We start from the raw sequence: 24,426 nt of genomic DNA, 5'->3' as shown, positions 1-24,426 counted from the left end.
CCCAGTTGCGCGCCCGCGCTGGGGCCGTTTCTTTGGGGTGAACCTATTGGCCGCCCCCAGGCGTGATTTCGTGATTCTGGACGTGGGCCGTTGTTGATCCCAGAGCAAGGCCCAATCTCCGTAGAGCTGCGGAGATCGAGCATCCCGGTCCTAATCTGTTGTGATCAAATCAGGCCCTAACGAATTGAAATCTGGCGACCAGGCGTCGCAACAGCAACAGGCCAGTGGCTCATTGCTCGCATCTGAATTGCTCGAAGATCAGGGAGCGGGCGAAACGCGCAAATTCAAAATTACTGGCCGTCTATCTCGCGAAGCTTCTGCTCCAGTTCGGCAATCAATCCGTTGATGCGTTGCGTGGTCTCAACGTCGGGCGCTTGCCGCGCCAGGGCCCGGTACTTGATGATCTTGATTTCGAGTTCTACTCGCTCATTCCTTGAGGGCATTCGCGCCACCTCCCGTTCTTATATGACGGGGAAGCGGGGGAATTGTTCATTGTGACCGCGAGTTATCCCTGTGCCGCAGGGATAAGTTCGATTTCCGACATTACCCCGGTGCCCTAAGCCCGCTGTTCTGCCATCCCGGCTTGGCTGAAGTCATCGGGTCTTCGACCAGCTTTTTCTCGATATGCTCGCACTTCGGACACTCAAACGTCCGCAGGTCGGAATGGGCGGGGCCAGGTTCGATCCGGGCCAACATCATGCGGCCCTGACATTTGGGACAACGTGGCCGTTCGATCGGAAGTAGTGATGGTTCGGTGGAATGGGCTAATGGCATGGACGCATTCCCTGTGTTGGGCGGGAGCGTGCAGCACTCTCTGTCACCGATAATTGCCGAAGGCGGTGCGGTGATGGAATACTCTCTCACGTCGGCTAGCCGACGTGGTGGTCAAAATTGCTCACATCGCGAAATCGTTAACAGAGCAAATTAAGCCTGCGAAATTCAACTAGGCCACGAGGGGGCCAAAACAGGCCAGTACCCAGCACCAAAAAAGAACATATTGCGAACCTGGAACAAATAGGGTACGGTGTTCCCATCAATCATCGCTGCCGTCAATCGCTGCAGTCCCTAAATCGCCGCCCCGTTTGTCCCTCTAGCGAATCCCCGTCATAAGGAGCACGACCCAATGTCCGCCACCGCCCTGCGTATCGTCGAAGGATCCTCCATGGACAAGACCAAGGCCCTGTCCGCCGCGCTCTCCCAGATCGAGCGCCAGTTCGGCAAGGGCTCGGTGATGAAACTGGGCAAGAACGACCGCTCGATGGACGTCGAGACCATCTCCTCGGGCTCGCTCGGGCTCGACATCGCGCTCGGCGTTGGCGGCCTGCCGCGCGGCCGGGTGGTGGAAATTTACGGACCAGAATCCTCCGGCAAGACCACGCTGGCGCTGCATACCGTCGCCGAGGGCCAGAAGAAGGGCGGCATCTGCGCCTTCATCGACGCCGAACACGCGCTCGATCCGGTCTATGCCCGCAAGCTCGGCGTCAACATCGATGAACTCTTGATCTCGCAGCCCGACACCGGCGAGCAGGCGCTGGAAATCTGCGACACCCTGGTACGATCAGGCGCGGTCGACGTGCTGGTGATCGATTCGGTGGCGGCGCTGGTGCCGAAGGCTGAGCTCGAGGGCGAGATGGGCGATGCGCTGCCCGGCCTGCAGGCGCGGCTGATGAGCCAGGCGCTGCGCAAACTCACCGCATCGATCAACAAGTCCAACACCATGGTGATCTTCATCAACCAGATCCGGATGAAGATCGGCGTGATGTACGGCTCGCCGGAAACCACCACCGGCGGCAACGCGCTGAAATTCTACGCTTCGGTCCGCCTCGACATCCGCCGCATCGGCGCCATCAAGGAGCGCGACGAAGTGGTCGGCAACCAGACCCGCGTCAAGGTGGTGAAGAACAAGCTGGCGCCGCCGTTCAAGCAGGTCGAATTCGACATCATGTATGGCGAGGGCGTCTCCAAGATGGGCGAAATTCTCGATCTCGGCGTCAAGGCCGGCATCGTCGAGAAATCCGGCGCCTGGTTCTCCTATGACAGCCAGCGTCTCGGCCAGGGTCGCGAGAACTCGAAAGCGTTCCTGAAGGCCAACCCTGATATGACCGCCAAGATCGAGGCCGCGATCCGCCAGAACTCCGGCCTGATCGCCGAGCAGATTCTCGCCGGCTCGCCGGAGCGCGACGCCGACGGCGAAGAGCCGGCGGAGGATTGATTATTATTCGGGCTTGAGTCTGTGGGCTCAGGTTTCGACACGGACGGGCGCTGAGGACGTTGAGTTGCCGACGTTTTCAGGCGCCCGTTTTTGTTTCTGCGTAAGCGGGCGGGGCCATGAAGCGTCTGATTCTGACCGGCCAATACAGCCTCGAGCGTACGGACCTCGCCGACGTTGTGATTCCTTTCATCTGCTTTCGCTTCGTATGGGGGCCGCTGCCGTCTCCAGACGAACTTGCAAGCTATGTCGCCGCGCGTTCGGACACGCACGCCCCGGGCGCTCACTGGTCGGACTACGCTGGCAGGTGGCCTGATGCTATTGGAGCCCGCAAGGATCTGGGACTGCTCGAGTTCTGCCGGCACTGTGAGGCGGTCGAGCTATGGTTTGATCCGACCCCGAACGACCAATTGCAGCGGGTTTGGCTGCTCGACTATTTTCGTTCTTATCCGGAGATCGTCGCCCGGTTGAGACTGCGCCTCGTCGACTTCGATTTAAATGCGGCATCTGGCGAGGAGCTTGGCAGATGGCAGGTGCCGGCCGTTGCCGTCACCAGGGATGTGCTTGAGACCGCCAGCGCGACCTGGCAGGCCTATCGGATGACGACTCCGGAAGCCTGCTTCGATTTGCTCGGCAGGGATTTGAGCGCTTTGCCGCTGCTGAGGCCGGCCTTGTTTGACCTGCTCGAAGAGCTTCCCTCCGGCACGACGGGACTTGGCGCCACGGAAATGCGGATGCTCGAACTGATCGCGAGCGGGTATGAGCGGACGAATGCGCTTTTCCATCTTCGCAGCTTGCGACAGACGCGCATCTTCAACGAGTGGGAGCACGGCTATCTGCTTGATGGGCTTGCGCATGGTCCGATTCCTGCCGTGGCCGGTCTCGACGACGAGCTACGTACGATCGGGCGAGAAAACCTGGGGAAGCGTCTCCCTGCGTACCACCGAAGCCGGCTCTCGCTGACCGAATTCGGCAAGGCGATTGTCGCGCACAAGGAAGACTTCAGCCGGCACAACCCGATCGATCGCTGGTGGGGCGGCACCAGGCTGACCAACGATCGCCTGTGGCGGTGGAATCCGGTTCTGATGAAGCCGTAGGGTAGGGGATGAGCGCCATGCGTCTGATTCTGACAACCAGTGACAGTGGCGCGGGCGGCCCCAGGCAGACCGGTCTGGCCGACATCGTGATTCCCTTTGGCTTTCGCTTCGTCTGGGGGCCGCTGCCATCCGACGCAGACCTCGTCACATCGTTATCGCGGGGCTCCCCGCAACCTGACGGGACGGTCGATCTCTGGCTGAGGAATGCCTATCGGAAGCATCCCGGAGAATTCGCTGGGAACGAAATCGGATTGATTGATCTGTGCGAGCGGTGCGAGACGATCGAGTTATGGATCGATCCGGACCCGAATTCACAACTGACGTTGATTTGGCTGTTGGACTATTTGCGTCAGCACGCAAAGATTGCTCCGAAGCTGACATTGGTCCAGGCGGACGTGGCCATCGGCAATCACCTGCCGGACGAGGTGGCCACATGGCGGTTGCCGGCCATCACGATCCGGAACGATCATCTTGAAGCTGCCAGCATGGCCTGGCAGGCCTATCGCCGGCCGACGCCGCAGGACTGGTTCAACCTGCTCGGCGGGGACCTCAGCGTCCTGCCGCAGCTTCGGCACAGCGTGCTGGAACTGCTCGAAGAACTCCCCATGCCCGCGACGGGGCTTGGCGCGACGGAAATGCGGATGCTGGAGCTGATATCGGCAGGCAAGGCAGGCCCGTTCGATGTCTTTCCCGGCGACAAAAAGCGCAACGAACGGCGCGTGTTCGGCTACTGGGAAGTCGGCGCGTTAATGGGCGGGCTCGCTCATTGTCCGGTGCCGGCCGTATCCGGTCTCGATGAGGGCCCGTTCACGCCGGAGATGCACGAGGACCGCAATCGTCATGAGCGATACCAACAAAGCAAGCTGGAGCTCACCGCGTTCGGCAAGGGCATTCTGGCGCGGACCGAAGATTTCAGCCGGTGCAACCCGATCCATCGCTGGTGGGGCGGCACCGAATTGACCAACGATCGCCTTTGGCGGTGGGACCCGGCCACCCGCACTTTGATCGCGCCTTAGCCGTGCGCCGATTTTTATCTGGTCATTCCGGACAGCCCGCGCATGCGGACTGATCCGGAATCTCGAGAAGGCACCGAAACCTCGAGATTCCGGGCTCGATGCCTTGCATCGCCCCGGAATGACGGCCGTGTGGACAGCATCACTCCGCCGCCTGGGCGTAGTCCTCGATCGGTGGGCACGAGCAGACCAGGTTGCGGTCGCCGTAGACGTTGTCGACCCGCCCCACCGGACACCAGTATTTGTCCGTGCGCGAGGTGCCCGCGGGAAAACAGCCCTCGGCGCGGGAATAGGCCCGCGCCCAGGCGTCGTCGGCGATGTCGTGCACGGTGTGCGGCGCGTGGCGCAAGGGTGAGGCCTCGACCTTCCAGCGGCCGCTCTCGATCTCGGAGATCTCGCGGCGGATCGCGATCATGGCCTCGCAAAACCGATCGAGCTCGGCCTTCGATTCGGATTCGGTCGGCTCGATCATCAGCGTGCCCGGCACCGGAAAACTCATGGTCGGCGCGTGGAAACCGTAATCGATCAGCCGTTTGGCGATGTCGTCGACGGTGACGCCGCTGGATGTCTTCAGCGGGCGCGGATCGACGATGCATTCATGCGCGACGCGGCCTTTTGCATTCCGATACAGCACCGGAAAATGCGGATCGAGTCTGGCCGCAATGTAGTTGGCGTTGAGAATCGCGATCTCGGTGGCTCGGGTCAGGCCTTCGCCGCCCATCATCAGAATGTAGATGTAGGAAATGGTCAGGATCGACGCCGAGCCGAACGGCGCCGCCGACACCGGCCCGACGGGGCGTGGATCGGCGTCATCGGTGACGGGATGGCCCGGCAGGAACGGTGCAAGGTGAGCCCTGACGCCGATCGGTCCCATCCCGGGTCCGCCGCCGCCATGCGGAATGCAGAACGTCTTGTGCAGGTTGAGATGGCTGACATCGGCGCCGTAATCGCCGGGCCGGGACAAGCCGACCTGTGCATTCAGGTTGGCGCCGTCGAGATAGACCTGTCCGCCGTGGCCGTGCACGATGTCGCAGATCTCGCTTATATGTTCCTCGAACACGCCATGGGTGGAGGGATAGGTAATCATGATGGCGGCGAGATTTTTCGAATGTTTTTCCGCCTTGGCGCGCAAATCGTCCACATCGACGTCGCCCCTGATATCGCAGGCCACCACCACGACCTCCATCCCGGCCATGCTGGCGGACGCCGGATTGGTGCCGTGGGCGGAGGAGGGGATCAGGCACACCTTGCGATGCGGCTCGCCGCGGGCGGCGTGATAGCCGCGAATCGCCAGCAACCCGGCATATTCGCCCTGCGCGCCGGAATTCGGCTGCAGCGAGATCGCGTCATAGCCGGTGATGTCGCACATGCATTTCTCCAGCCGCGCAAACAGCGCGTGATAGCCCTTGGCCTGCTCGCGCGGCGCGAACGGATGCAAGCTGCCGAATTCGGGCCAGGTCAGCGGGATCATCTCGGAGGTGGCGTTGAGCTTCATCGTACATGAGCCCAGCGGAATCATCGCGCGGTCGAGTGCCAGATCGCGGTCGCTCAGTTTGCGCATGTAGCGCAACAGTTCGGTCTCGGAGCGGTGGGCGTGAAATACCGGGTGGGTCAGAAACGCGCTGTTGCGTTTCAATTCCGCAGGAAGCGCATCCCGCGCGCCCGCTTCGATATCGGCATAAGCCAGTTCGCCGCCGAAGGCGCGCCACACCGCCTCGACCACATCAGGCGTCGTGGTTTCGTCCAGCGCGATGCCGAGCGTACGCTGGCCAATTCGCAAATTGATCTTTTCAGCAAGCGCGCGGGCGACGATCTCGCTCTGCCTATCGACGGTATCCACTGTCACCGTGTCAAAGAACGCCTCGGATTGCGGCTTAAAGCCAAGCTTCCGCAACCCCGCCGCCAGCACGGCAGCGCGGCGATGCACGACGCGGGCGATGTCGGTCAGGCCTTCCGGGCCGTGATAGACCGCGTACATCGAGGCGATCACCGCCAGCAGCACCTGCGCGGTGCAGATGTTGGAGGTCGCCTTCTCGCGGCGGATGTGCTGCTCGCGGGTCTGCAGCGCCAGCCGATAGGCGGGTTGCCCCCGCGAATCGACCGACAGCCCGACGATGCGGCCGGGCAGTCCGCGCTTCAGCGCGTCGCGTACCGCCATGTAGGCGGCGTGGGGGCCGCCGTAGCCCATCGGTACCCCAAAACGCTGCGCCGATCCGATCGCGATATCGGCGCCGAGTTCGCCTGGCGAGGCCAATAGCGTCAGCGCCAGCAGATCGGCGGCGACGATCGCCAGCGCGCCCCTGGCGCGCAACGCGGCGATCGCCGGACGCAAATCGCGCACCGCGCCCGTCGTTCCCGGATACTGCAGCAGCGCCCCGAACACCTCGGCGTCAGCAAGATCGGTCGTGAGATCGCCTGTTATCAACGTCCACCCCAGCGGCTCGGCGCGGGTGCGTAGCACCGCCAGCGTCTGCGGATGCACCTCCGAATCGACGAAGAATGCCTTGGTCTTCGTCTGCGCGGACCGCTCCGCCAGTGCCATCGCTTCCGCCGCCGCGGTGGCTTCATCCAGCAGCGAGGCGTTGGCGACATCGAGCCCGGTGAGATCGCAGATCATGGTCTGGAAGTTGAACAAGGCTTCCAAGCGGCCCTGGCTGATCTCCGGCTGATACGGCGTATAGGCGGTGTACCAGGCGGGGTTTTCCAGGATGTTGCGCTGGATCACCGCCGGCAAAATCGTCCCCGCATAGCCCTGGCCGATCAGCGAAGTGAAGACCTGGTTCTGCGAGGCCAGTTCGCGCATATGCGAAAGCGATTCGGTCTCGCTCAGGGGAGAGCCGAGATCGAGCGGCGCCTTCTGCCGGATCGAAGACGGCAGGGTTTCGGCCATCAGCGCGCCGAGGCTTGTTGCGCCGACGGTCTCCAGCATCGCCGCGACATCGCGGGGCGAGGGGCCGATGTGGCGGCGCACGAAGGTGGCGGCGGGCTCGGCGGCGGGTTTGCGGTGCGCGGTCATGGGGTGTTCCTCATCGCGTCGAATTGCATCAACACGTCATGGCCGGGCTTGTCCCGGCCATCCACGTCTTTGACTGAAAAAAGGAAGACGTGGATGCCCGGCACAAGGCCGGGCATGACGATGGTAGAGTACGGACCGGATTCTTTCGAACGAACACAACGTGCTCCATTTCAGGCCGTATGTTTGGCGTACGCGGCCTCATCCATCAGGCCGTCGAGTTCGCTTCGGTCAGCGATTTTCAATTTGAAAAACCAGGCCTTGCCGGCGGCGTCGGAATTCACCAGCGCCGGCTCGGCTGACACGGCGTCGTTGACTTCCATTACTTCGCCCGAAATCGGCGCGTAGACGTCCGAGGCCGCCTTGACCGATTCGACCACGGCTGCGGCTTCGGCCTTTTTCAGGCTGCGGCCGACTTTGGGCAGTTCGACGAACACGACGTCACCGAGTTGCGACTGCGCATAGTCGGTGACGCCGATGGTGGCGACGTCGCCCTCGATGCGGAGCCACTCATGGTCTGGTGTGAACAGCGTCGTCATGAAAAATCCTCTGGCGTTTGCAAGTTTCAGCGTTTGCAAGTTCAACGTTTGCAAGTTCAACGTTTGTAGGTGTTGGGAACGAAGGGCATCGGCGCGATCCGCAGCGGCAGGCGCTGACCGCGCAACTCGGCGAACACCAGGCCGCCTGACGCGGCCTGCGTCGACGGCAGATAGCCCATCGCCACGGGAGCATTGACGCTGGGTCCAAAGCCGCCGGAGGTGACGGTGCCGATCGGTTCGGATGAAGTGGCATCCGCAAATAAAAGCGCGCCTTCGCGCACCGGGGCACGGCCCTCCGGCCTCAGGCCGACGCGGCGGCGCGGCGCGCCTTGTTCGAACTGCGGCAGGATCGCATCCGCGCCGGGAAAACCACCGGCACGCGTGCCGCCATGGCGGCGGCTTTTTTGAATCGACCATTCCAGTGCGCCCTCGACCGGCGTCGTCGTGGCGTCGATGTCATGGCCATACAGGCAAAGTCCGGCCTCGAGCCGCAGGCTGTCGCGCGCGCCAAGCCCGATCGGCAGCACGTCGCTGTTCGCCAGCAGCGCTTTCGCCAATTCCTCGGCCCGCTCAGCCGGGACCGAAATCTCAAAACCGTCCTCGCCGGTGTAGCCGGAGCGCGAGACGTAACATTCGATGCCGCCGACCCGGCGGGGCCCGGCGTCCATGAACCGCATGTCAGGCGCGTCCGCACAAAGCTTTGCCAGCACCGATTCCGCCTTCGGCCCCTGCAGCGCGATCAGCGCGCGATCGGCGAGCGGCTCGACCACGCACGCGTCCGACAGGTTGGCGCGCAAAAGCGCCTCGTCCTCGGCCTTGCAGGCGGCGTTGACCACCAGGAACAGATGGCTGCCGAAATTCGCCACCATCAGGTCGTCGAGAATGCCCCCCACAGCGTTGGTGAACTGCGCGTAACGCTGCCGGCTGGCCGGGATGGCAAGAATGTCCTGGGGCACCAGCCGCTCCAGCGCCAAAGCGGCGTCCTCGAGCTTGCCGGATTTCGGGCGCAGCGCGATCTGGCCCATATGCGAGACGTCGAACAGGCCGGCATTGGCGCGGGTATGAAGGTGTTCCCTGAGCACGCCGGTTGCATATTGCACCGGCATGTCATAGCCCGCGAACGGCACCATCTTGCCGCCGCTCGCGAGATGGACCGCGTGCAGAGGGGTACGTTTCAGCGGGGATTGTTCGTCGCGCGCAAGCATTACAGGGCCCTCGCGGTTCCCGAGGACGATTCCTCGAAAACCAGTCGAAGCCCCATCTGTCGCTGTGCCTGAGAGTATTATCCCGTCGGCGGACACGTCCGGGCTTGAACCCGTCGGCGTCTCTTTCCAGATGCTAGCAAGTCACGCGGTCCGTTTGCCTGAGAGTTTCCGGGGCGGTTGCTCCTTCGGCGCCGGCGTCGTAGCCGATCTCTCCCGACGTGACTATCTCTTACAGATAGGAAGAAAACACGGCTGCACCAAGGCTGTCAACGCAGCTGCAGCAACTATCAACGGGGTCTTGCGCTGATGCGGCAAGCCACTGATCCCCTGCACACTTTCTGGACACCGCCATCCCGCCCGGTCTAAAAGCGATGCGCCGGAACATCACGGCTGGTTTGCGGTCAGGCCCGGGCAATTTCGCGATTGGATGGATATGAGCGGCGTTAACGAGATCAGGTCGGCATTTCTGAATTTTTTCAAGGACAACGGCCACGAAATCGTGCCGTCGTCCCCGCTGGTGCCGCGCAACGACCCGACGCTGATGTTCACCAATGCCGGCATGGTACAATTCAAGAACGTCTTTACCGGCGTCGAGAAGCGGCCCTATCAGCGCGCCACCACCTCGCAGAAATGCGTCCGCGCCGGCGGCAAGCACAACGATCTCGACAATGTCGGCTATACCGCGCGGCATCATACGTTTTTCGAGATGCTCGGCAATTTCTCGTTCGGCGACTACTTCAAGGACCGCGCCATCGAGCTCGCCTGGAATCTGGTCACCAAAGAGTTCGGCCTGCCCAAGGACAAGCTGACGGCGACCGTCTACATCGACGACGACGAGGCCTTCAATCTCTGGAAGAAGATCGCTGGCCTGCCGGAGTCCCGCATCATCCGCATCGCTGGATCAGACAATTTCTGGCAGATGGGCGACACCGGCCCGTGCGGACCCTGTTCGGAAATCTTCTACGACCACGGCGACAAGATCTGGGGCGGGCCTCCGGGTTCGCCGGAAGCCGATGGCGATCGCTTCATCGAGATCTGGAATCTCGTGTTCATGCAGTTCGAGCAGCTCGAGGGCGGCGTGCGCAACCCGCTGCCGAAACCATCGATCGATACCGGCGCCGGCCTGGAACGGGTCGCGGCGGTGTTGCAGGGCAAGCACGACAATTACGACATCGATCTGTTCGTAGCTCTGATCCGCGCCATTGCTGATTTGACCGGTGCGAACCCGAAGGGCGAGCAGAAGGCGTCGCTGCGCGTCATCGCCGATCATCTGCGCGCCTCGTCGTTCCTGATCGCCGACGGCGTATTGCCCTCGAACGAAGGCCGCGGCTATGTGCTGCGCCGGATCATGCGTCGCGCCATGCGCCATGCCCAGTTGCTCGGTGCCAGGGATCCGCTGATGCATCGGCTGGTGTGGGCGCTGGTCCGCGAGATGGGCCAGGCCTATCCCGAACTGGTGCGCGCCGAAAACCTGATCGAGGAAACGCTGCGGCTGGAAGAGACGCGGTTTCGCAAGACGCTGGAACGCGGACTGTCGATCCTCGACGAGAAGAGCGCCACCTTGAAGGAAGGCGACATGTTCGACGGCGAGACCGCCTTTACGCTGTACGACACCTATGGCTTTCCGCTCGATCTCACCCAGGACGCGCTGCGCAACCGCGGCATCGGCGTCGACATCGCTTCCTTCACCGACGCGATGGATCGGCAGCGCGCCAAGGCCCGCGCGGCATGGGCGGGAAGCGGCGATACCGCCAGCGAGAACGTCTGGTTTCCGCTGCGCGAAAAACTCGGCGCCACCGAATTTCTGGGTTACGAGACCGAGACCGCCGAAGGCGTGGTGGGTGCTCTCGTGAGCGACGGCAGGGAGGTTGAAAACCTCAAGGCCGGCGAGTCCGGCGCCGTCGTTCTGAACCAGACGCCGTTCTATGCGGAGTCCGGCGGCCAGGTCGGCGATACCGGCATGATGACCGGCGATGGCGTGCGGTTTCGCGTCACCGACACCCAGAAGAAGGCCGGCGATCTCTTCGTGCATGTCGGCACGGTGGAACAGGGCACGCTGAAGCCGGGTACGGCGCTGCTACTCGAGGTCGATCATATCAGGCGCACCTCGATCCGCGCCAATCACTCGGCGACGCATCTGCTGCACGAAGCATTGCGGCAGGTGCTCGGCGACCATATCGCGCAGCGCGGTTCGCTGGTGGCGCCGGACCGGCTGCGCTTTGACTTCGTTCATCCAAAGCCGATCACGCCGGAAGAGTTGAGCCGGATCGAGGATATCGCCAACGATGTGGTGCTGGAAAACGACGAGGTCACCACGCGGCTGATGGCGGTGGACGACGCCCGCGACGCCGGCGCGCGCGCCCTGTTCGGCGAAAAATACGGCGACGAGGTGCGGGTGGTTTCAATGGGCAGCACCGCGCGCGAGCACGGCAGCAACGCGCTCGGCTGGTCGGTCGAACTGTGCGGCGGCACCCATGTGCGCCGGACCGGCGATATCGGCCTGATTTCGGTGACCGGCGAAAGCGCGGTGGCTTCCGGCGTTCGCCGTATCGAGGCGCTGACCGGGCGCCATGCGCGCAAACATGCCAACGACACCATGGCGCTCGCGAGGTCGGCAGCGGCGGAACTGCGCACCACGCCCGAGGAAGTGCCGGCCCGCATTGCGTCACTGGTGGAAGAGCGCAAGCGACTGGAGCGCGATCTGGCGGATGCACGCAAGAAGCTGGCGATGGGCGGCGGCGCCTCCGGATCCAACGGATCGGGAGCAGGTGCGGCCGGCGTCCGTGAGGTCGGCAACGTCAAGCTGATGGCACGCTCGGTCGAAGGCATCGAGATGAAGGATCTCAAGAGCCTCGCCGATGACGGCAAGAAACAGCTCGGATCCGGCGTGGTCGCCATTGTCGGCGTCACCGGGGACGGCAAGGCCGGCGTCGTCGTCGGCGTCACCAGCGATCTCACGTCCCGCTTCAACGCGGTCGATCTGGTGCGGGTCGCTTCCGAAGCGCTCGGCGGCAAGGGCGGCGGCGGGCGGCCTGACATGGCGCAGGCCGGCGGGCCCGACGGCGCCCAAGCGGGTGCGGCGCTCTCGGCCATCGAAAAGGCGATGGGCAACGCCTGACGCGGCTCTCGCTCCGTCGAGAGGGTCTGGCGACCAGCGCTTCGTTGGAAGGCCTAGCTATTTCGTCATGGCCGGGCTTGTCCCGGCCATCCACGCCTTCCTTGCTTTTGGGGCGGCAAAGACGTGGATGCCCGGGACAAGCCCGGGCGTGACGAATACCCCTTAGGCTGGCCGAAGCCCTTGAGGAGCATCAAATCGAGGGCAGCAACAGCGCCTATCTTCCTGTGTTCCTTTGATTCCAGAAGTTCGCATCAGAGGGGCACCGTACATCTGCGAACTTCGGAATTGGGATACCGGCCGTGGCGATCCTGGCGCGCAGACGGCGGCTGAACGACCCGGATTTGCGGGATCGGCTCTACGAACTGCTCGAGCACGATCATCTGCCCTATTCGGTCGGTTCGCGCTTCGTCCGGCTGATCATATCCATCATCATCCTGGACGTGCTGGCGATGGTCCTGGCGTCGGTTCCGGAGTTCGATGCACGTATCGGTTGGCTGTTCACCATCATCAAGATCGGCGCGGTGATCATTTTCGCGCTCGAATACGCCGCACGACTCTGGAGCGTGGTCGGCCACTCGCCGCGCAAACGGTCGCCGACGCAGGACCGCACGGAATATGCGCTTTCCAGCCTCGGTATCATCGATCTCCTGGCCTTTCTGCCGGCGTCGATCGCGCTGATCGCCGGCAGCCGTTCGACGCTGGTGCTGCTCGGCATGCTGCCGTTTTTCAAGCTGGTGCGGTATTCGCCGGCGATGCGCTCGCTGCTGGCAGCGCTGCATGCCGAGCGGCGAACGCTGATCGGGTGCCTCGTGATCCTCACCGGTGCGGTGCTGGTGTTTGCGTCGCTGCTCTACGCCATCGAGCACGAGGTTCAGCCCGACAAGTTCGGCACAATTCCGCAGGCGATGTGGTGGGCGATCGTGACGCTGGGCACGGTCGGCTATGGCGACGTCGTTCCGGTCACGCCGCTGGGCAAACTGGTGTCGGTGTTCACCATCGTCGGCGGCTTGACCATGATCGCGCTGCCGGTGGCGATCATTTCCACTGCGTTTGCCGACGAGGTTCGGCGGCGCGACTTCATCGTCACCTGGGGCATGCTGGCGCGGGTGCCGCTGTTCTCGCATCTGGCGGCCGCCGAAATCGCCGACATCATGCGGTTGTTGCGGGCGCAGACCATCGAGCCCGGCGAGATCCTGGTGCGGCGCGGCGATACGGCCTCCTCGATGTATTTCATCACCGCCGGCGAGGTCGAAATCGAATTGCCGAGCCGGCGGGTGCGGTTGCCCGACGGCACGTTTTTCGGCGAAATCGCGCTGTTGCGGCGGACCAAGCGCAGCGGCACCGTGACCGCGACGCGAAAGACCAAACTGCTGGCGCTCGATGCCCAGGATTTTCATGCGCTGATCGAGCGCGTGCCGGTGCTGGCCGCCCATGTGCGGAAGACGGCGAAGTCGCGGCTTGCGGACACCGGCGAGGCGCTCAGGGGCGATCTCGCGGACGATGAGATTGCGCAGGCCGCGCATGAGGACGGAGTTGCAGACAAGTAGCCCGGGCGGGCGGCCTGCTCAGCGGGATGGAGCGAGCCCGCCTGGTCAGAAACGGCCCCGGCGAGAGGGGGCCCGTCGGGACCATTGGATTGAATGGCGCAGGGCGGCCCGCGTCATCCGCAACTCGACTAAACAAGCATATCCCGCGCCGGCGAGCGTGGTCAGTTTTGACCAATTTCCTGAATTTCGTATCGGCACGGGAGCCCGGCGGCGCGACGGGCACAATCTGGCAGGCGCTCAGCCCTTGCGCAGGAACACATAGTCGGCGGAGTAGGGGACGCTGCTGAAGGCGCCGGTCCGGTCGCAGGTCCCTTCCAGCTTGCCGCCCCTGGTATTGATCCGCTGCACGGTCGTGACGCCGCTAAGGACGCCGCTGCCGCGCCGGGAAATCACGTCAAGCTTCAGCCAGGGAATATCGTTCGGCGTTGCGCCGGGGACGCTGCCGGCGGTTTTCCCGAGCACGGCGCTGCCATCGCTGTATTCCCAGTTCGGTCCGGCATAGTGACGGCCGACGGTTTTGCCATCGACCAGCAGTGTCGCGATCGGTTCGCGGAACGCCCAGGCCAGCTTGCCGTCGGTGCCGGCTTTGCATTCATATATCTGCGCGCCTTCGGCATGCGCGGTGAGCACGACGGTCTCTCCCGGCGCCGCGATGTCGGCGGGAAGGGGGGGCTCGGCGGCGCTCGGATGACCCAGCGAGCCCGACAGCAGCAACAACGCGAGCGCGGCTCGCTTGGGGAATGGCATGGTCGCCTTCTCCGTCTTTGTCGTCATTGCGTGCAGCCAACGGGTCGCGCGAATACGCGCCCGATGACAGGCGCCGCGACGAGGCAATCCCGAACCATTGCGTCGGTAAATGGATTGCTTCGCGCGCGCTCGCATGGGCGGTTCTCGCTTATGCCATCGCCTTGGTCAGGTTTTCCGCGACCTTGTCGAGGAAGCCGGTGGTGGACAGCCAGCGCTGGTCGGCGCCGACCAGCAGGGCGAGATCCTTGGTCATGAAGCCGGCTTCGACGGTATCGACGCAGACCTTCTCCAGCGTAGCCGCGAACTTGCCGAGCGCCTCGTTGTTGTCGAGCTTGGCGCGATGCGACAGCCCGCGGGTCCAGGCGAAGATCGAGGCGATCGAGTTGGTCGAGGTCTCCTTGCCCTTCTGATGCTCGCGGTAATGCCGCGTCACCGTGCCGTGGGCGGCCTCGGCCTCCACCGTCTTGCCATCCGGCGTCATCAGCACCGAGGTCATCAGGCCGAGCGAGCCGTACCCTTGCGCGATGGTGTCGGACTGCACGTCGCCGTCGTAGTTCTTGCAGGCCCAGACGTAACCGCCCGACCACTTCATGGCGGCGGCGACCATGTCGTCGATCAGGCGATGTTCGTAGGTGATCTTCTTCTCGTCGAATTTGGACTTGAACTCGGCGTCGAAGATCTCCTGGAAGATGTCCTTGAACCGCCCGTCATAGGTCTTGAGGATGGTGTTCTTGGTCGAGAGATAGACCGAATAACCCTTCGACAGGCCCTGGTTGAACGAGGCACGGGCGAAGTCGGCGATCGAATCGTCGAGATTGTACATCGCCAGCGCGATGCCGGCGCTCGGGGACTTGTAGACCTCGCGTTCGATCACCTTGCCGTCCTCGCCGACAAATTTCATCGTCAGCGTGCCCTTGCCGGGAAACTTGAAGTCGGTGGCACGGTACTGATCGCCGAAGGCGTGACGGCCGATGATGATCGGCTTGGTCCAGCCCGGCACCAGCCGCGGCACGTTCCTGCAGATGATGGGTTCGCGGAACACCACGCCGCCCAAAATGTTGCGGATGGTGCCGTTGGGCGACTTCCACATTTCCTTGAGGCCGAATTCCTTCACCCGGCCCTCGTCCGGGGTGATGGTGGCGCATTTGACGCCGACGCCGACCTTCTTGATGGCATTGGCGGCATCGATGGTGACCTGATCGTTGGTCTTGTCGCGGTATTCCATCCCGAGGTCGAAATACATCAGGTCGATATCGAGGAACGGGGTGATCAGCTTGTCCTTGATATATTGCCAGATGATCCGGGTCATCTCGTCGCCGTCGAGTTCGACGACGGGGTTGGTCACCTTGATTTTTGCCATGGAGATCGGGCCTTTTGGAGTAGCGCGTTTCGGGACGGATGGATGATGGATCGCGCTATAGCACTGCGGGCGCGCTGGCGAAAGCCAAGGCGTTATGCAGTTTCAGCCGATCTTTTGGCCTAGAACGCCGCCTGGGTAGCGGTGCCCGCCACCACGTACCAGGTGACGAACAGGCCGCAGATCAGCGCCCCCGGCAGGCTGGAGCCGGTGCGCCGCCAGGTAAAGGTCGCGATGATGGCGGCGATTGCCAATAGCGGCACGAACTGGATGGCGACGATGGTGGAGAGCGGCACGAAGCCGGGATCGGGCAGCGGATTGAACAACTTTCCGGTCAGCCACAGCAGGCCGTATTGCAGCCCGAGCAGCACGATGAAGCCCAGCGTCAGCGCCAGGATGTTGGTGAGGTAGAGTGCGCCGCGGCCGGTACCCATGGTCGAGAAATTCCGGTGCAGCACGTGCAGCGCGATCACGAAAAACGCCGTCAATGGCACAAGGTAGATCGGGAAGATCAGAAGTTGCTTTGTGCTCATCAGCTTGAGCGCGACAATCCAGAACCGGAAATCGATCTTGAACAGGAGGTCGGCCAGCCACAGCGCGGCGTAGCCGGCAATGACCGTCGCGATCGCGATCAGGATCGACGGCCCGACAATGCCGGCGCGGCTGGCGCGTTTGGGTGCAAGCGGCATCAGCGCCAGCGCAATCAGCGCGTTGATGAGGGCCCAGACCACGATCTGGTTGGTGATGCCCTGGGGCAGCCATGGCGACGGCGCTACGAAAGCGCCGGCCAGCGCAAACGCCGGATAGTAGGTCAGCGCCGGAATGAAGGCGGACAGCACGAACGCCGCGGTCCAGCGATGGCCGCCGGCCGCGACGTGCGCCGGCATGGTGCCGTCGGCGATCTCGGGCAATCTCAGATGCGAAAACACGGGGGATTCGAGCAGGCCGTCGAAGACCCCGATCAAAAGCGCCACAAAACCGATCAGCGCGATCAGGGTGCCGACCTCCTTGCGGAACCAGATCTGATCGTCCGAGGGACGCGGCGTGCCGCCCTGCAGGGTTTTGCCGAACCAGTCGAGGCTGTAGCCGATGGCTTCGTGCGAAATGTGCTCGGCCGGGTGCGTCATCGCCGGTGTGTAGAGTACCCGAGCGTTCCCCTGCGCGATATCGCCATAGACCTTGCCGGGCTCGACGGGTCCCTCGGTGCCGAACAAGGCCTGGAGTTTCGGGCTTTGGGTGACGTCGCGCGCCCGGTCGACGCCCCACATCAGGCTGGAGAATTCCTCATATTGCGCGAACACCAGCGCGAGGTTGCGCGGCCAGCCTGGAGTGCCGTCGTCGGCGAACGGCTTGCCGGTAGACGACCCCTCCAGCACCATCGCCTTGTAGTCGTTGGGCATCGCGGTCGCGGCGGCGAGTACGGTCCAGCCGCCCATCGAGTGGCCCTCGAGACCGATATTGTTCTTGTCGACGATGTCGAGGCTGCGCAGGTGCGCGAGGCCATCGGGCCCGCCGAAACCGTTGGCGAAGGCGGGCGGATCGCTGTAGCCGTGGCCGGTCTGGTCGATCGCCAGCACCACATAGCCGCGGCGGGCGAATTCGATGGCAAAGCCGTCCTGGGTCTCGCGCGAATTGATGTAGCCATGGACCGCGAGAATGCCGGGGGCGGGGGTCTGCGCGGTCGCGTTCGGCGGGATGTAGAGCAGGGCGCTCATGGTGTTGCCCTTGGCTCCCTTGAAACGCACATCCTCGATCCGGATGCCACCAGCGGTTTGGGTCAGATGGGCCAGCAATCCGCCGGCGAGAATCAGAATCAATCCGGCAATCGCCAGGGACCATCTGCGGCGCATGTAGCCTCCCCTATCCCCGAGCCGTTGAAGCCGGCTTTCAGGTTCGTTTTGTTAATGCTTGATATCGTAACCGAAAGGCGAATGCGGGCAAGTCGCCGGCTATGCGCAGCCGTATTGAGGTTTTGACCGAAAGTCAAAAACCTTCTCTAACCCGATTATATTGCTTGAGAAATGCTACCAGACAGGCAATCGAATAGCGGCCGTCGCTGAGGTGTTGGATGAAGCTGTTCGGAACGTGATTCAGAACCTTCAGATGTTGAATCAGAAAGTGAAGTGAGATGTCCGGTTCGGGCACCGACAAGACCAAATCAAGCGTTACGCTCGCCGGCCCCGTGGTGATTCTGGTCGAGCCGCAACTCGGCGAGAACATCGGCATGGCCGCGCGCGCGATGGGTAATTTCGGGCTGACGCGGCTTCGGATCGTCAACCCGCGCGACGGCTGGCCGAACGTGCACGCCCGGCGGGCGGCGTCCGGCGCCGATCATATCCTGGATGAGGTGATGCTCTTCGACACCGTCGAGCAGGCGGTCGCCGATTGTACGTTGTTGTTCGCCACCACCGCCCGCGCGCATGATCAGGCCAAGCCGGTGGTGGCGCCGGAGGCGGCCGCGCGCGAAATATCGGCCGAGCTCGCCGGCGGCACCACCGTCGGCATCCTGTTTGGCCGCGAGCGTTACGGGTTGCAGAACGAGGAGGTCGCGCTCGCCGATCGCATCATCACCTTTCCGGTCAATCCGGGGTTTGCCTCGCTCAACCTGGCGCAGGCGGTGCTCCTGATCGGCTATGAATGGTTCAAGCTTTCGACCGAAGGCGCGTTGCCGTTCGCGATGCCCGAGCGCTCCGAGCGCGCCTCGCAGCACCAGATGCAGGCCTTCTTCGACAATCTGGTGCGCGAACTCGACAAGGTCGAATTCCTGCGCCCGGCGGAGAAGCGCGAGACCATGCTGGTCAATTTGCGCAACATCTTCGCGCGGATGGAGCCGACCAAGCAGGACATGCACACGTTGCACGGCGTGGTCATGGCGATCGCCGAAGGACGCAAGGGTCCGGCCAAGGGCGGCGTACTCGACGGCGAACAGGCCACGCGCCTGCGCGCATTGCTCGCCGAGCACGGGCAGGGTGCGTTGCCGTCGGAAAGCGGCACGGTGCGCGGGCTGGCGCGGCTCTTGCGGCGAAATCCGACCGACGCCGAGCGCATCCTGTGGCAGGCCCTGACCACCGACCGCCGCTTCGCCGGACAATTCAAACGCCAGACGCCGGTCGGCCGGCACATTCCGGATTTTGTCTCGTTCGTGCACCGCGTGGCGATCGAACTGGTCAATCCCGAGGAGACCGACGTCATCGTGAGCGACCGCGCCGCGCGTCAGGCGTGGCTGGTCGCGCGGGGTTACAGGGTGATCGACATGCCCGCCGCAGGCATCGAGGGCGATCTGGCCGCCGAACTCGACCGGCTCGAATCCGGTCTGCCGGCGCGCCGCTAACCGTCGCGCAACTGCCTAAATTTACGGCAATCCTGTTGCTTTGGACCGCCTCGCACGGGTGGGTCTGTCCACGTCGAAAAGCATGCGCCGCCGGGATTTCCAAAGCGCTGACCAGCCACCGTTTTCCGCGCCAACCGCGGGCAACTCCACCGCCTCAGGCTTTCCCTCGACATCCCCGGTGATGGCACAGCGATTGCACTTTTTGCAGGCGTCGGTCCGGCGCCGCAAGGCAAATCGGCCAAGAGAGACGTGGATGCCCGGGACACGCCCGGACACGACGAGTGCAAGGGAGACGGCACATGAAGCGATCCGACCTCACCGAAAAGCTGCTCGACATCAAGCGCGAGAGCCGCTGGAGCTGGAAACACATCTGCGAAAAGATCGGCGGCACTTCCGAAGTGCTGATCGTCGGCGCCATTCTCGGCCAGATGAAGCTGACAAAACCGCAAGCCGCCAATGCCGGCGAGCTGTTCGGTCTGTCCAAATCCGAAACCGCGATGCTGAACGAGACGCCGATGCGCGGCATCGAAATGCCGCCGACCGATCCGCTGATCTATCGTTTCTACGAGCTGGTAATGGTCAACGGCCCGGCGTGGAAGGCGCTGATCGAGGAGGAATTTGGCGACGGCATCATGTCGGCGATCGATTTCGACGTGGTGCTGGAACGACTGCCCGATCCCAGGGGTGACCGGGTCAAGATCATGATGTCCGGCAAATTCCTGCCGTACAAATATTACGGCGCCAGCGGCAACGTACCGGAATACGGCTTCAAGGAAGAGTGAGGGTAGAGGCGAGTAGCGAATGGTGAGTGGCGAATGGCACCGTCCTTCATTCGCTATTCGCCACTCGCCATTCGCCCGCTTACGTCCCCGCCTTCACCTGCAGGATGGCCTGCGCCATCAGTTCGGCCATCTTGGCGCGGAGCTGTTCCTCCGTGACGGCAACGCCCGCGGCCTCGAGATCGGCCATCACCTTGCGAACCACATTGGCGTCGTGGCCCTCTCCGAATTCGGCCGCGACGACTTCCCTGGCGTAGGAATTGGCGGCGTCGCCGGAGATTCCGAGCTTTTCCGCCACCCACAATCCCAGCAGCCTGTTGCGGCGCGCCTCGGCCTTGAACTTCTGCTCCTCGTCGAGGGCGAACTTGTTCTCGAAACCTTCCTCACGCTTGTCGAAGATGGTCATGTCAAAGGTTCCGATCTCCATGCCGGATTGGTGACGGCGGCCTCGTTGCGGAACTCGCCTCAATGCCTAGATAACCAGCGAGAATGGTTAAGACAACAGCCTGAAAGCCGCAGGCAGGGCGGTAAAACTCGGCCCCCGGAGGACCGGATCGATTGTACTCGATAGGCCAATCGGATAGGTTGGACCTTGGGCCCGGTTCTCGTTCTGTTTCCCGTTCCTGGCCTTCACGGCAGCTCCGTCGTGGGTCGCATCCTCTTGTCATCCGGAGCACACCAATTTCATGGATTTCAACAACACACGGTACATCCCAATGAGCCGTCGACGCCGCATTTATGAAGGCAAGGCCAAGGTTCTCTATGAGGGACCGGAGCCGGGGACCCTGATCCAGCACTTCAAGGACGATGCGACCGCGTTCAATGCCAAGAAACACCAGGTGATCGAGGGCAAGGGCGTCCTCAACAACCGGATTTCGGAGTACCTTTTTCAGCACCTCAACGACATCGGGGTGCCTACCCATTTCATCCGCCGCCTCAACATGCGCGAGCAACTGATTCGCGAAGTCGAGATCGTGCCACTGGAAGTGGTGGTGCGGAATGTGGCGGCGGGATCGCTGTCGCAGCGGCTCGGCATCGAGGAAGGTACCCAGCTGCCGCGCTCGATCATCGAATTCTACTACAAGAACGACCAGCTCAACGACCCCATGGTCTCCGAGGAACACATCACGGCGTTCGGCTGGGCGACTCCGCAGGAAATCGACGACATCATGGCGCTGGCGATCCGCGTCAACGACTTTCTCACCGGGCTGTTTCTCGGAATCGGCATCCGCCTGGTCGATTTCAAGATGGAATGCGGCCGGCTGTTCGAGAACGAAATGATGCGAATCATCGTCGCCGACGAGATCTCGCCCGATTCGTGCCGGCTGTGGGATATCAAGTCGAACGAGAAGCTCGACAAGGACCGTTTCCGCCGGGATCTCGGTGGGCTGCTGGAAGCCTATACCGAGGTTGCGAAGCGTCTGGGCATCCTGATGGAGAACGAGCGGCCCGCCGGCTCCGGTCCGGTGCTGGTCAAGAGCTGAGATCTTCGCCTCCTGGTCCGAGACGCATCGCTGCGCGATGCTCCTCACCACGAGGCTCCCTCATCCTGAGGAGCGGGCGAAGCCCGCGTCTCGAAGGATCGGGGGAATTGTGAATGATATCGCTTCGCCCAAATGCGTGGCTAAAGAGGTCAGTGTCGAAAAATGAAAGCGCGCGTCACCGTCACGTTGAAATCCGGCATTCTCGATCCGCAGGGCAAGGCCATCGAAGGCGCGCTGAAATCGCTCGGTGTCGACGGCGTCGCCGGCGTGCGCCAGGGCAAGGTGTTCGATATCGAGCTGGCAGGGGCCGACAAGGCCAAGGCGGAGGCGGCGTTGAAGGACGCCGCCGACAAGCTGCTGGCCAACACGGTGATCGAGAATTACCGCGTTGAGGTTTTAGGCTAGGCAACGCGACCGATGAAATCCGCCATTCTCGTCTTTCCCGGAATCAATCGCGAGCGCGATATGGCGCGCGCGTTACGGCTGGCGTCGGGTCATGAACCCGCGATGGTCTGGCATGCCGAGACCTCGCTGCCCAAGGGTACCGATCTCGTGGTGGTGCCGGGCGGATTTTCCTATGGCGACTATCTGCGCTGCGGGGCGATCGCCGCGCGCGCGCCGGTCATGGACGCGGTGCGTGAATTCGCGGCCCAAGGCGGCCTCGTGCTCGGCGTCTGCAACGGCTTTCAGATCCTGTGCGAGGCCGGCCTGTTGCCCGGCGTGCTCATGCGCAACGCGCGGCTGAAATTCATCTGCCATGACGTGCATCTGCGGGTCGAGCGCTCCGATACGCCGTTCACCCGCGGCTACAATGCCGGCCAGATCATTCGCGTGCCGGTCGCTCATGGCGAGGGCAATTACGAGGCGGACGAAGAGACGCTGAAGCGGCTGGAAGGCGAGGGACGGGTGCTCTATCGCTATTGTTCGGCCGATGGCGTGGTCGACGAGCGCTCCAACATCAACGGCGCCGCGCAATCGATCGCCGGTATCGTCAACGCCGGCGGCAATGTGCTCGGCATGATGCCGCATCCGGAAAACCACGTCGAAGACATTATGGGTTGCACCGACGGTCGCGGCCTGTTCGCGGGGCTGGTCGCGCATCTGGCGCGCGCGGCGTAAAACTTTCGCGTGATTGCCGCGACGTTCGGTGTCCACTTTTGCGGGACACCTATTGTTCGACCCGGTACAGGCGCCATCGCTTCGGAACGCCTTTGAGTTGGTGAACGCCGCGATCCTTGAAGCGGATTCCGGACTGCGACATCAGATCCTTGACCGCGCTCGAGACCAGGACTTCGCCGGCACGCGCTTTCGCGGCGACACGCGCACCGATGTGAAACGCGAGACCGAACACCTCAGCCCCGCTCACTTTGTATTCGCCCGCGTGCATCCCCACCCTGATCTCCAGCCCCAGCGTGCGCACTGCCTCGCGGATGGCGGTCGCGCAACGGATCCCGGCAGCCGGCGCGCCGAACGTCGCCAGCAGTCCGTCCCCCGTCGTCACGACTTCTTTTCCGCGCAAAGTCTTCAGCTCTCTACGGACGGCGGCGTAATAGTGATTCATCACCTGTGTCCAACGCGAATCGCCCAGCCGCGCGGCTTTTTCGGTGGACCGGACGATATCGACAAACAGGATCGTGGCGAGCGCTTGTTCGAACTCGGCGCCACGATCGGCGGGTCGGCGCCGGATCGCAACATTTCCAGCCAGCGGTTCATAGCGATGGTTGCGTCGCCGCGCGATCGCGGTTTTTGTATAGTCTTTGGCACGCTGCACCGTGCCGCAGCGAACTGTTTTCGCCCTTGGGAGCGTCCAGTAAATCTTTCGCCCGTCTCCGGCGCCATGGACCTCGACGGCACCCCACTTCAGGAAAACCGTCGAGCCGACCCGGCGAACGCACCATGCCTTTGACGTGTATCCGGAAACGTTCGACTGATGGACTCCGATGCGAAGGAACTTGGCCATATGCGTGCGCCCGATCGAAAGACCGTTTTGGCTACCGGGGACAAAACGTAATTATACATTCCTGCGCTGGCAACAGCACTCTCAGTCGAAAATTTGCCCACGGCTCGCGTGTTAATTCGCGCTCGTAATCGACCCCCAGGGCCGTCAATTGAAACCCGCGCTCGCAAGCCCCACTTCATGCATCGGGAAGTCCGTCGCTCGCAAGCGGCTAACTGCTTCCAGCAGAATATGACGGGCAATTTTCCGTATTCTGCGCGAATTTCGTGGTGCCTTTAATAAAGGAGACCGGAAATGGCCAAAACGTCAAAGACTGTGATCGTGACTGGCGGTTCGCAAGGTATAGGCTGCGGCGCCGTACAGGCGTTTCTCGAGCGGGACTACAATGTTGTTGCAACTTCGCGCAATGCCACCAGGTCGAAAGACCTGCCTTCGTCGCCGAAGCTTACTTTGGTGGATGGCGATATCGGGGAAGCCGCTACTGCCACAAGAGTTGCGGAAATAGCCATCAGGACATTCGGCTCGATTGATGCATTGGTGAACAATGCGGGAATATTCTTCACGAAGCCCTTTACCGATTATACGGCTGAGGACTTCACACGGCTGGTTTCCACCAATCTTAACGGGTTCATCTACATGACCCAACTCGCGATCAAACAGATGCTGGCGCAAAAGTCTGGTGGGAGCATCGTCAGCATCACGGCCTCGCTGGCGGACAATCCGATTGCGGGCATAAATGCCTCGCTCCCAATGATTACGAAGGGCGGCATTAACGCGATTACGCGCGGCCTCGCCATCGAATATGCGAAGGACGGTATCCGTGTGAATGCGGTTGCACCTGGAGTGGTTGATACGCCGCTTCACAGCAATAATCCGAAGGACTTTCTGAAAACGCTATCCCCAATGGGAAGCATTTCGAACGTTCAAGAGATTGTGGATGCCGTGATTTATTTGACTGAGGCACCGCACGTTACCGGGGAGGTGCTGCACGTGGACGGCGGTGCGCACATTGGCAAATGGTAACCGGCGA

The 24,426-nt window shown here is 62.7% G+C and carries 20 protein-coding genes and 1 riboswitch; of the genes, 11 read left to right on the top strand and 9 right to left on the bottom strand.

The annotated features are described in order from the left end of the window. Positions 1-290: 290 nt before the first annotated feature. Positions 291-443, bottom strand: coding sequence for a hypothetical protein (locus B5527_RS44525; RefSeq protein ID WP_154072538.1), 153 nt, complete (start codon positions 441-443; stop codon positions 291-293). Positions 444-1,123: 680 nt separating this feature from the next. Between B5527_RS44525 and recA the strand changes: the two genes are divergently transcribed. The 3 genes from recA to B5527_RS26565 all read left to right on the top strand — a co-directional run bounded on the left by recA (position 1,124) and on the right by B5527_RS26565 (position 4,322). Next, positions 1,124-2,212, top strand: coding sequence for a recombinase RecA (gene recA, locus B5527_RS26575; protein WP_079604176.1), 1,089 nt, complete (start codon positions 1,124-1,126; stop codon positions 2,210-2,212). A gap of 116 nt (positions 2,213-2,328) precedes the next feature. Beyond that, a complete protein-coding gene (locus tag B5527_RS26570) occupies positions 2,329-3,306 on the top strand; it encodes a hypothetical protein (RefSeq protein ID WP_172842673.1) in 978 nt (325 codons plus the stop codon). Between the two features lie 17 nt (positions 3,307-3,323). Further along, positions 3,324-4,322 (top strand): hypothetical protein, encoded by a 999-nt coding sequence (locus B5527_RS26565; protein WP_079607516.1) that lies wholly within the window; start codon positions 3,324-3,326, stop codon positions 4,320-4,322. A gap of 139 nt (positions 4,323-4,461) precedes the next feature. Here B5527_RS26565 and gcvP read toward each other — a convergent pair whose 3' ends face one another. The 3 genes from gcvP to gcvT all read right to left on the bottom strand — a co-directional run bounded on the left by gcvP (position 4,462) and on the right by gcvT (position 9,076). Beyond that, positions 4,462-7,335 carry an aminomethyl-transferring glycine dehydrogenase gene (gene gcvP / locus B5527_RS26560; protein ID WP_079604175.1) on the bottom strand — a complete coding sequence of 958 codons (2,874 nt, stop codon included), beginning with the start codon at positions 7,333-7,335 and terminating at the stop codon, positions 4,462-4,464. Between the two features lie 170 nt (positions 7,336-7,505). Further along, complete coding sequence (gcvH, locus tag B5527_RS26555; RefSeq protein ID WP_079607515.1) at positions 7,506-7,871, bottom strand: glycine cleavage system protein GcvH; 366 nt, start codon at positions 7,869-7,871, stop codon at positions 7,506-7,508. A gap of 56 nt (positions 7,872-7,927) precedes the next feature. Continuing rightward, complete coding sequence (gcvT, locus tag B5527_RS26550) at positions 7,928-9,076, bottom strand: glycine cleavage system aminomethyltransferase GcvT (RefSeq protein WP_079604174.1); 1,149 nt, start codon at positions 9,074-9,076, stop codon at positions 7,928-7,930. A gap of 137 nt (positions 9,077-9,213) precedes the next feature. After that, positions 9,214-9,302, bottom strand: a riboswitch (glycine riboswitch). Between the two features lie 207 nt (positions 9,303-9,509). On the opposite strand from gcvT, the gene alaS reads away from it, so the two are divergent. Then, complete coding sequence (gene alaS, locus B5527_RS26545; protein WP_079607514.1) at positions 9,510-12,194, top strand: alanine--tRNA ligase; 2,685 nt, start codon at positions 9,510-9,512, stop codon at positions 12,192-12,194. Positions 12,195-12,493: 299 nt separating this feature from the next. Continuing rightward, positions 12,494-13,741, top strand: a complete 1,248-nt coding sequence (locus tag B5527_RS26540) for a cyclic nucleotide-gated ion channel (protein WP_079604173.1) — start codon at positions 12,494-12,496, stop codon at positions 13,739-13,741. A 237-nt stretch (positions 13,742-13,978) separates the two neighbouring features. On the opposite strand, the gene B5527_RS26535 is transcribed toward B5527_RS26540, so the two are convergent. The 3 genes from B5527_RS26535 to B5527_RS26525 all read right to left on the bottom strand — a co-directional run bounded on the left by B5527_RS26535 (position 13,979) and on the right by B5527_RS26525 (position 17,695). Beyond that, entirely contained in the window at positions 13,979-14,488 is a 510-nt protein-coding gene (locus B5527_RS26535) for a DUF3455 domain-containing protein (protein WP_079607513.1), read from the bottom strand. Between the two features lie 148 nt (positions 14,489-14,636). Continuing rightward, positions 14,637-15,848: an NADP-dependent isocitrate dehydrogenase gene (locus B5527_RS26530; protein ID WP_079604172.1), complete on the bottom strand. Its 1,212-nt coding sequence runs from the start codon at positions 15,846-15,848 to the stop codon at positions 14,637-14,639. A gap of 119 nt (positions 15,849-15,967) precedes the next feature. Next, the gene (locus B5527_RS26525; protein ID WP_079604171.1) at positions 15,968-17,695 is read right to left on the bottom strand and encodes an alpha/beta hydrolase family protein; all 1,728 of its coding nucleotides are present in this window, start codon (positions 17,693-17,695) and stop codon (positions 15,968-15,970) included. Between the two features lie 278 nt (positions 17,696-17,973). On the opposite strand from B5527_RS26525, the gene B5527_RS26520 reads away from it, so the two are divergent. Together B5527_RS26520 and cynS are read left to right on the top strand one after the other, a co-directional pair. Further along, the gene (locus B5527_RS26520) at positions 17,974-19,176 is read left to right on the top strand and encodes a TrmJ/YjtD family RNA methyltransferase (RefSeq protein WP_079604170.1); all 1,203 of its coding nucleotides are present in this window, start codon (positions 17,974-17,976) and stop codon (positions 19,174-19,176) included. Positions 19,177-19,475: 299 nt separating this feature from the next. After that, positions 19,476-19,958 carry a cyanase gene (gene cynS, locus B5527_RS26515; protein WP_079604169.1) on the top strand — a complete coding sequence of 161 codons (483 nt, stop codon included), beginning with the start codon at positions 19,476-19,478 and terminating at the stop codon, positions 19,956-19,958. Between the two features lie 79 nt (positions 19,959-20,037). Here the strand turns inward: cynS and B5527_RS26510 are convergent, their stop codons facing one another. Next, positions 20,038-20,361, bottom strand: a complete 324-nt coding sequence (locus tag B5527_RS26510) for a DUF1476 domain-containing protein (protein WP_079607512.1) — start codon at positions 20,359-20,361, stop codon at positions 20,038-20,040. A 310-nt stretch (positions 20,362-20,671) separates the two neighbouring features. Between B5527_RS26510 and purC the strand changes: the two genes are divergently transcribed. The 3 genes from purC (at position 20,672) to purQ (ending at position 22,558) form a co-directional block, all read left to right on the top strand. Then, positions 20,672-21,439 (top strand): phosphoribosylaminoimidazolesuccinocarboxamide synthase, encoded by a 768-nt coding sequence (gene purC / locus B5527_RS26505; RefSeq protein ID WP_008974302.1) that lies wholly within the window; start codon positions 20,672-20,674, stop codon positions 21,437-21,439. Between the two features lie 162 nt (positions 21,440-21,601). After that, positions 21,602-21,844, top strand: a complete 243-nt coding sequence (purS, locus tag B5527_RS26500) for a phosphoribosylformylglycinamidine synthase subunit PurS (RefSeq protein ID WP_079604168.1) — start codon at positions 21,602-21,604, stop codon at positions 21,842-21,844. 12 nt (positions 21,845-21,856) lie between these two features. Next, positions 21,857-22,558 (top strand): phosphoribosylformylglycinamidine synthase subunit PurQ, encoded by a 702-nt coding sequence (gene purQ, locus B5527_RS26495; RefSeq protein ID WP_079604167.1) that lies wholly within the window; start codon positions 21,857-21,859, stop codon positions 22,556-22,558. A 49-nt stretch (positions 22,559-22,607) separates the two neighbouring features. Here purQ and B5527_RS26490 read toward each other — a convergent pair whose 3' ends face one another. Continuing rightward, positions 22,608-23,399, bottom strand: a complete 792-nt coding sequence (locus tag B5527_RS26490) for an adenylate/guanylate cyclase domain-containing protein (RefSeq protein WP_079604166.1) — start codon at positions 23,397-23,399, stop codon at positions 22,608-22,610. A 291-nt stretch (positions 23,400-23,690) separates the two neighbouring features. Here B5527_RS26490 and B5527_RS26485 point away from each other — a divergent pair, with 291 nt between their 5' ends. Next, a complete protein-coding gene (locus B5527_RS26485; protein WP_079604165.1) occupies positions 23,691-24,419 on the top strand; it encodes an SDR family NAD(P)-dependent oxidoreductase in 729 nt (242 codons plus the stop codon). Positions 24,420-24,426 lie beyond the last annotated feature (7 nt).

Source organism: Bradyrhizobium erythrophlei, assembly GCF_900129425.1.
GTDB lineage: Bacteria > Pseudomonadota > Alphaproteobacteria > Rhizobiales > Xanthobacteraceae > Bradyrhizobium > Bradyrhizobium erythrophlei_C.
Note: the sequence above shows the minus strand (reverse complement) of the source record. Positions and strands in the feature narration are given on the sequence as shown.

Excerpts from the sequence above, each read along its gene's own strand:
- B5527_RS44525 (WP_154072538.1), bottom strand. The coding sequence starts at position 443 with ATGCCCTCAAGGAATGAGCGAGTAGAACTCGAAATCAAGATCATCAAG.
- recA (WP_079604176.1), top strand. The coding sequence starts at position 1,124 with ATGTCCGCCACCGCCCTGCGTATCGTCGAAGGATCCTCCATGGACAAG.
- B5527_RS26570 (WP_172842673.1), top strand. The coding sequence starts at position 2,329 with ATGAAGCGTCTGATTCTGACCGGCCAATACAGCCTCGAGCGTACGGAC.
- B5527_RS26565 (WP_079607516.1), top strand. The coding sequence starts at position 3,324 with ATGCGTCTGATTCTGACAACCAGTGACAGTGGCGCGGGCGGCCCCAGG.
- gcvP (WP_079604175.1), bottom strand. The coding sequence starts at position 7,335 with ATGACCGCGCACCGCAAACCCGCCGCCGAGCCCGCCGCCACCTTCGTG.
- gcvH (WP_079607515.1), bottom strand. The coding sequence starts at position 7,871 with ATGACGACGCTGTTCACACCAGACCATGAGTGGCTCCGCATCGAGGGC.
- gcvT (WP_079604174.1), bottom strand. The coding sequence starts at position 9,076 with ATGCTTGCGCGCGACGAACAATCCCCGCTGAAACGTACCCCTCTGCAC.
- alaS (WP_079607514.1), top strand. The coding sequence starts at position 9,510 with ATGAGCGGCGTTAACGAGATCAGGTCGGCATTTCTGAATTTTTTCAAG.
- B5527_RS26535 (WP_079607513.1), bottom strand. The coding sequence starts at position 14,488 with ATGCCATTCCCCAAGCGAGCCGCGCTCGCGTTGTTGCTGCTGTCGGGC.
- B5527_RS26530 (WP_079604172.1), bottom strand. The coding sequence starts at position 15,848 with ATGGCAAAAATCAAGGTGACCAACCCCGTCGTCGAACTCGACGGCGAC.
- B5527_RS26525 (WP_079604171.1), bottom strand. The coding sequence starts at position 17,695 with ATGCGCCGCAGATGGTCCCTGGCGATTGCCGGATTGATTCTGATTCTC.
- B5527_RS26520 (WP_079604170.1), top strand. The coding sequence starts at position 17,974 with ATGTCCGGTTCGGGCACCGACAAGACCAAATCAAGCGTTACGCTCGCC.
- cynS (WP_079604169.1), top strand. The coding sequence starts at position 19,476 with ATGAAGCGATCCGACCTCACCGAAAAGCTGCTCGACATCAAGCGCGAG.
- B5527_RS26510 (WP_079607512.1), bottom strand. The coding sequence starts at position 20,361 with ATGACCATCTTCGACAAGCGTGAGGAAGGTTTCGAGAACAAGTTCGCC.
- purC (WP_008974302.1), top strand. The coding sequence starts at position 20,672 with ATGAGCCGTCGACGCCGCATTTATGAAGGCAAGGCCAAGGTTCTCTAT.
- purS (WP_079604168.1), top strand. The coding sequence starts at position 21,602 with ATGAAAGCGCGCGTCACCGTCACGTTGAAATCCGGCATTCTCGATCCG.
- purQ (WP_079604167.1), top strand. The coding sequence starts at position 21,857 with ATGAAATCCGCCATTCTCGTCTTTCCCGGAATCAATCGCGAGCGCGAT.
- B5527_RS26490 (WP_079604166.1), bottom strand. The coding sequence starts at position 23,399 with ATGGCCAAGTTCCTTCGCATCGGAGTCCATCAGTCGAACGTTTCCGGA.
- B5527_RS26485 (WP_079604165.1), top strand. The coding sequence starts at position 23,691 with ATGGCCAAAACGTCAAAGACTGTGATCGTGACTGGCGGTTCGCAAGGT.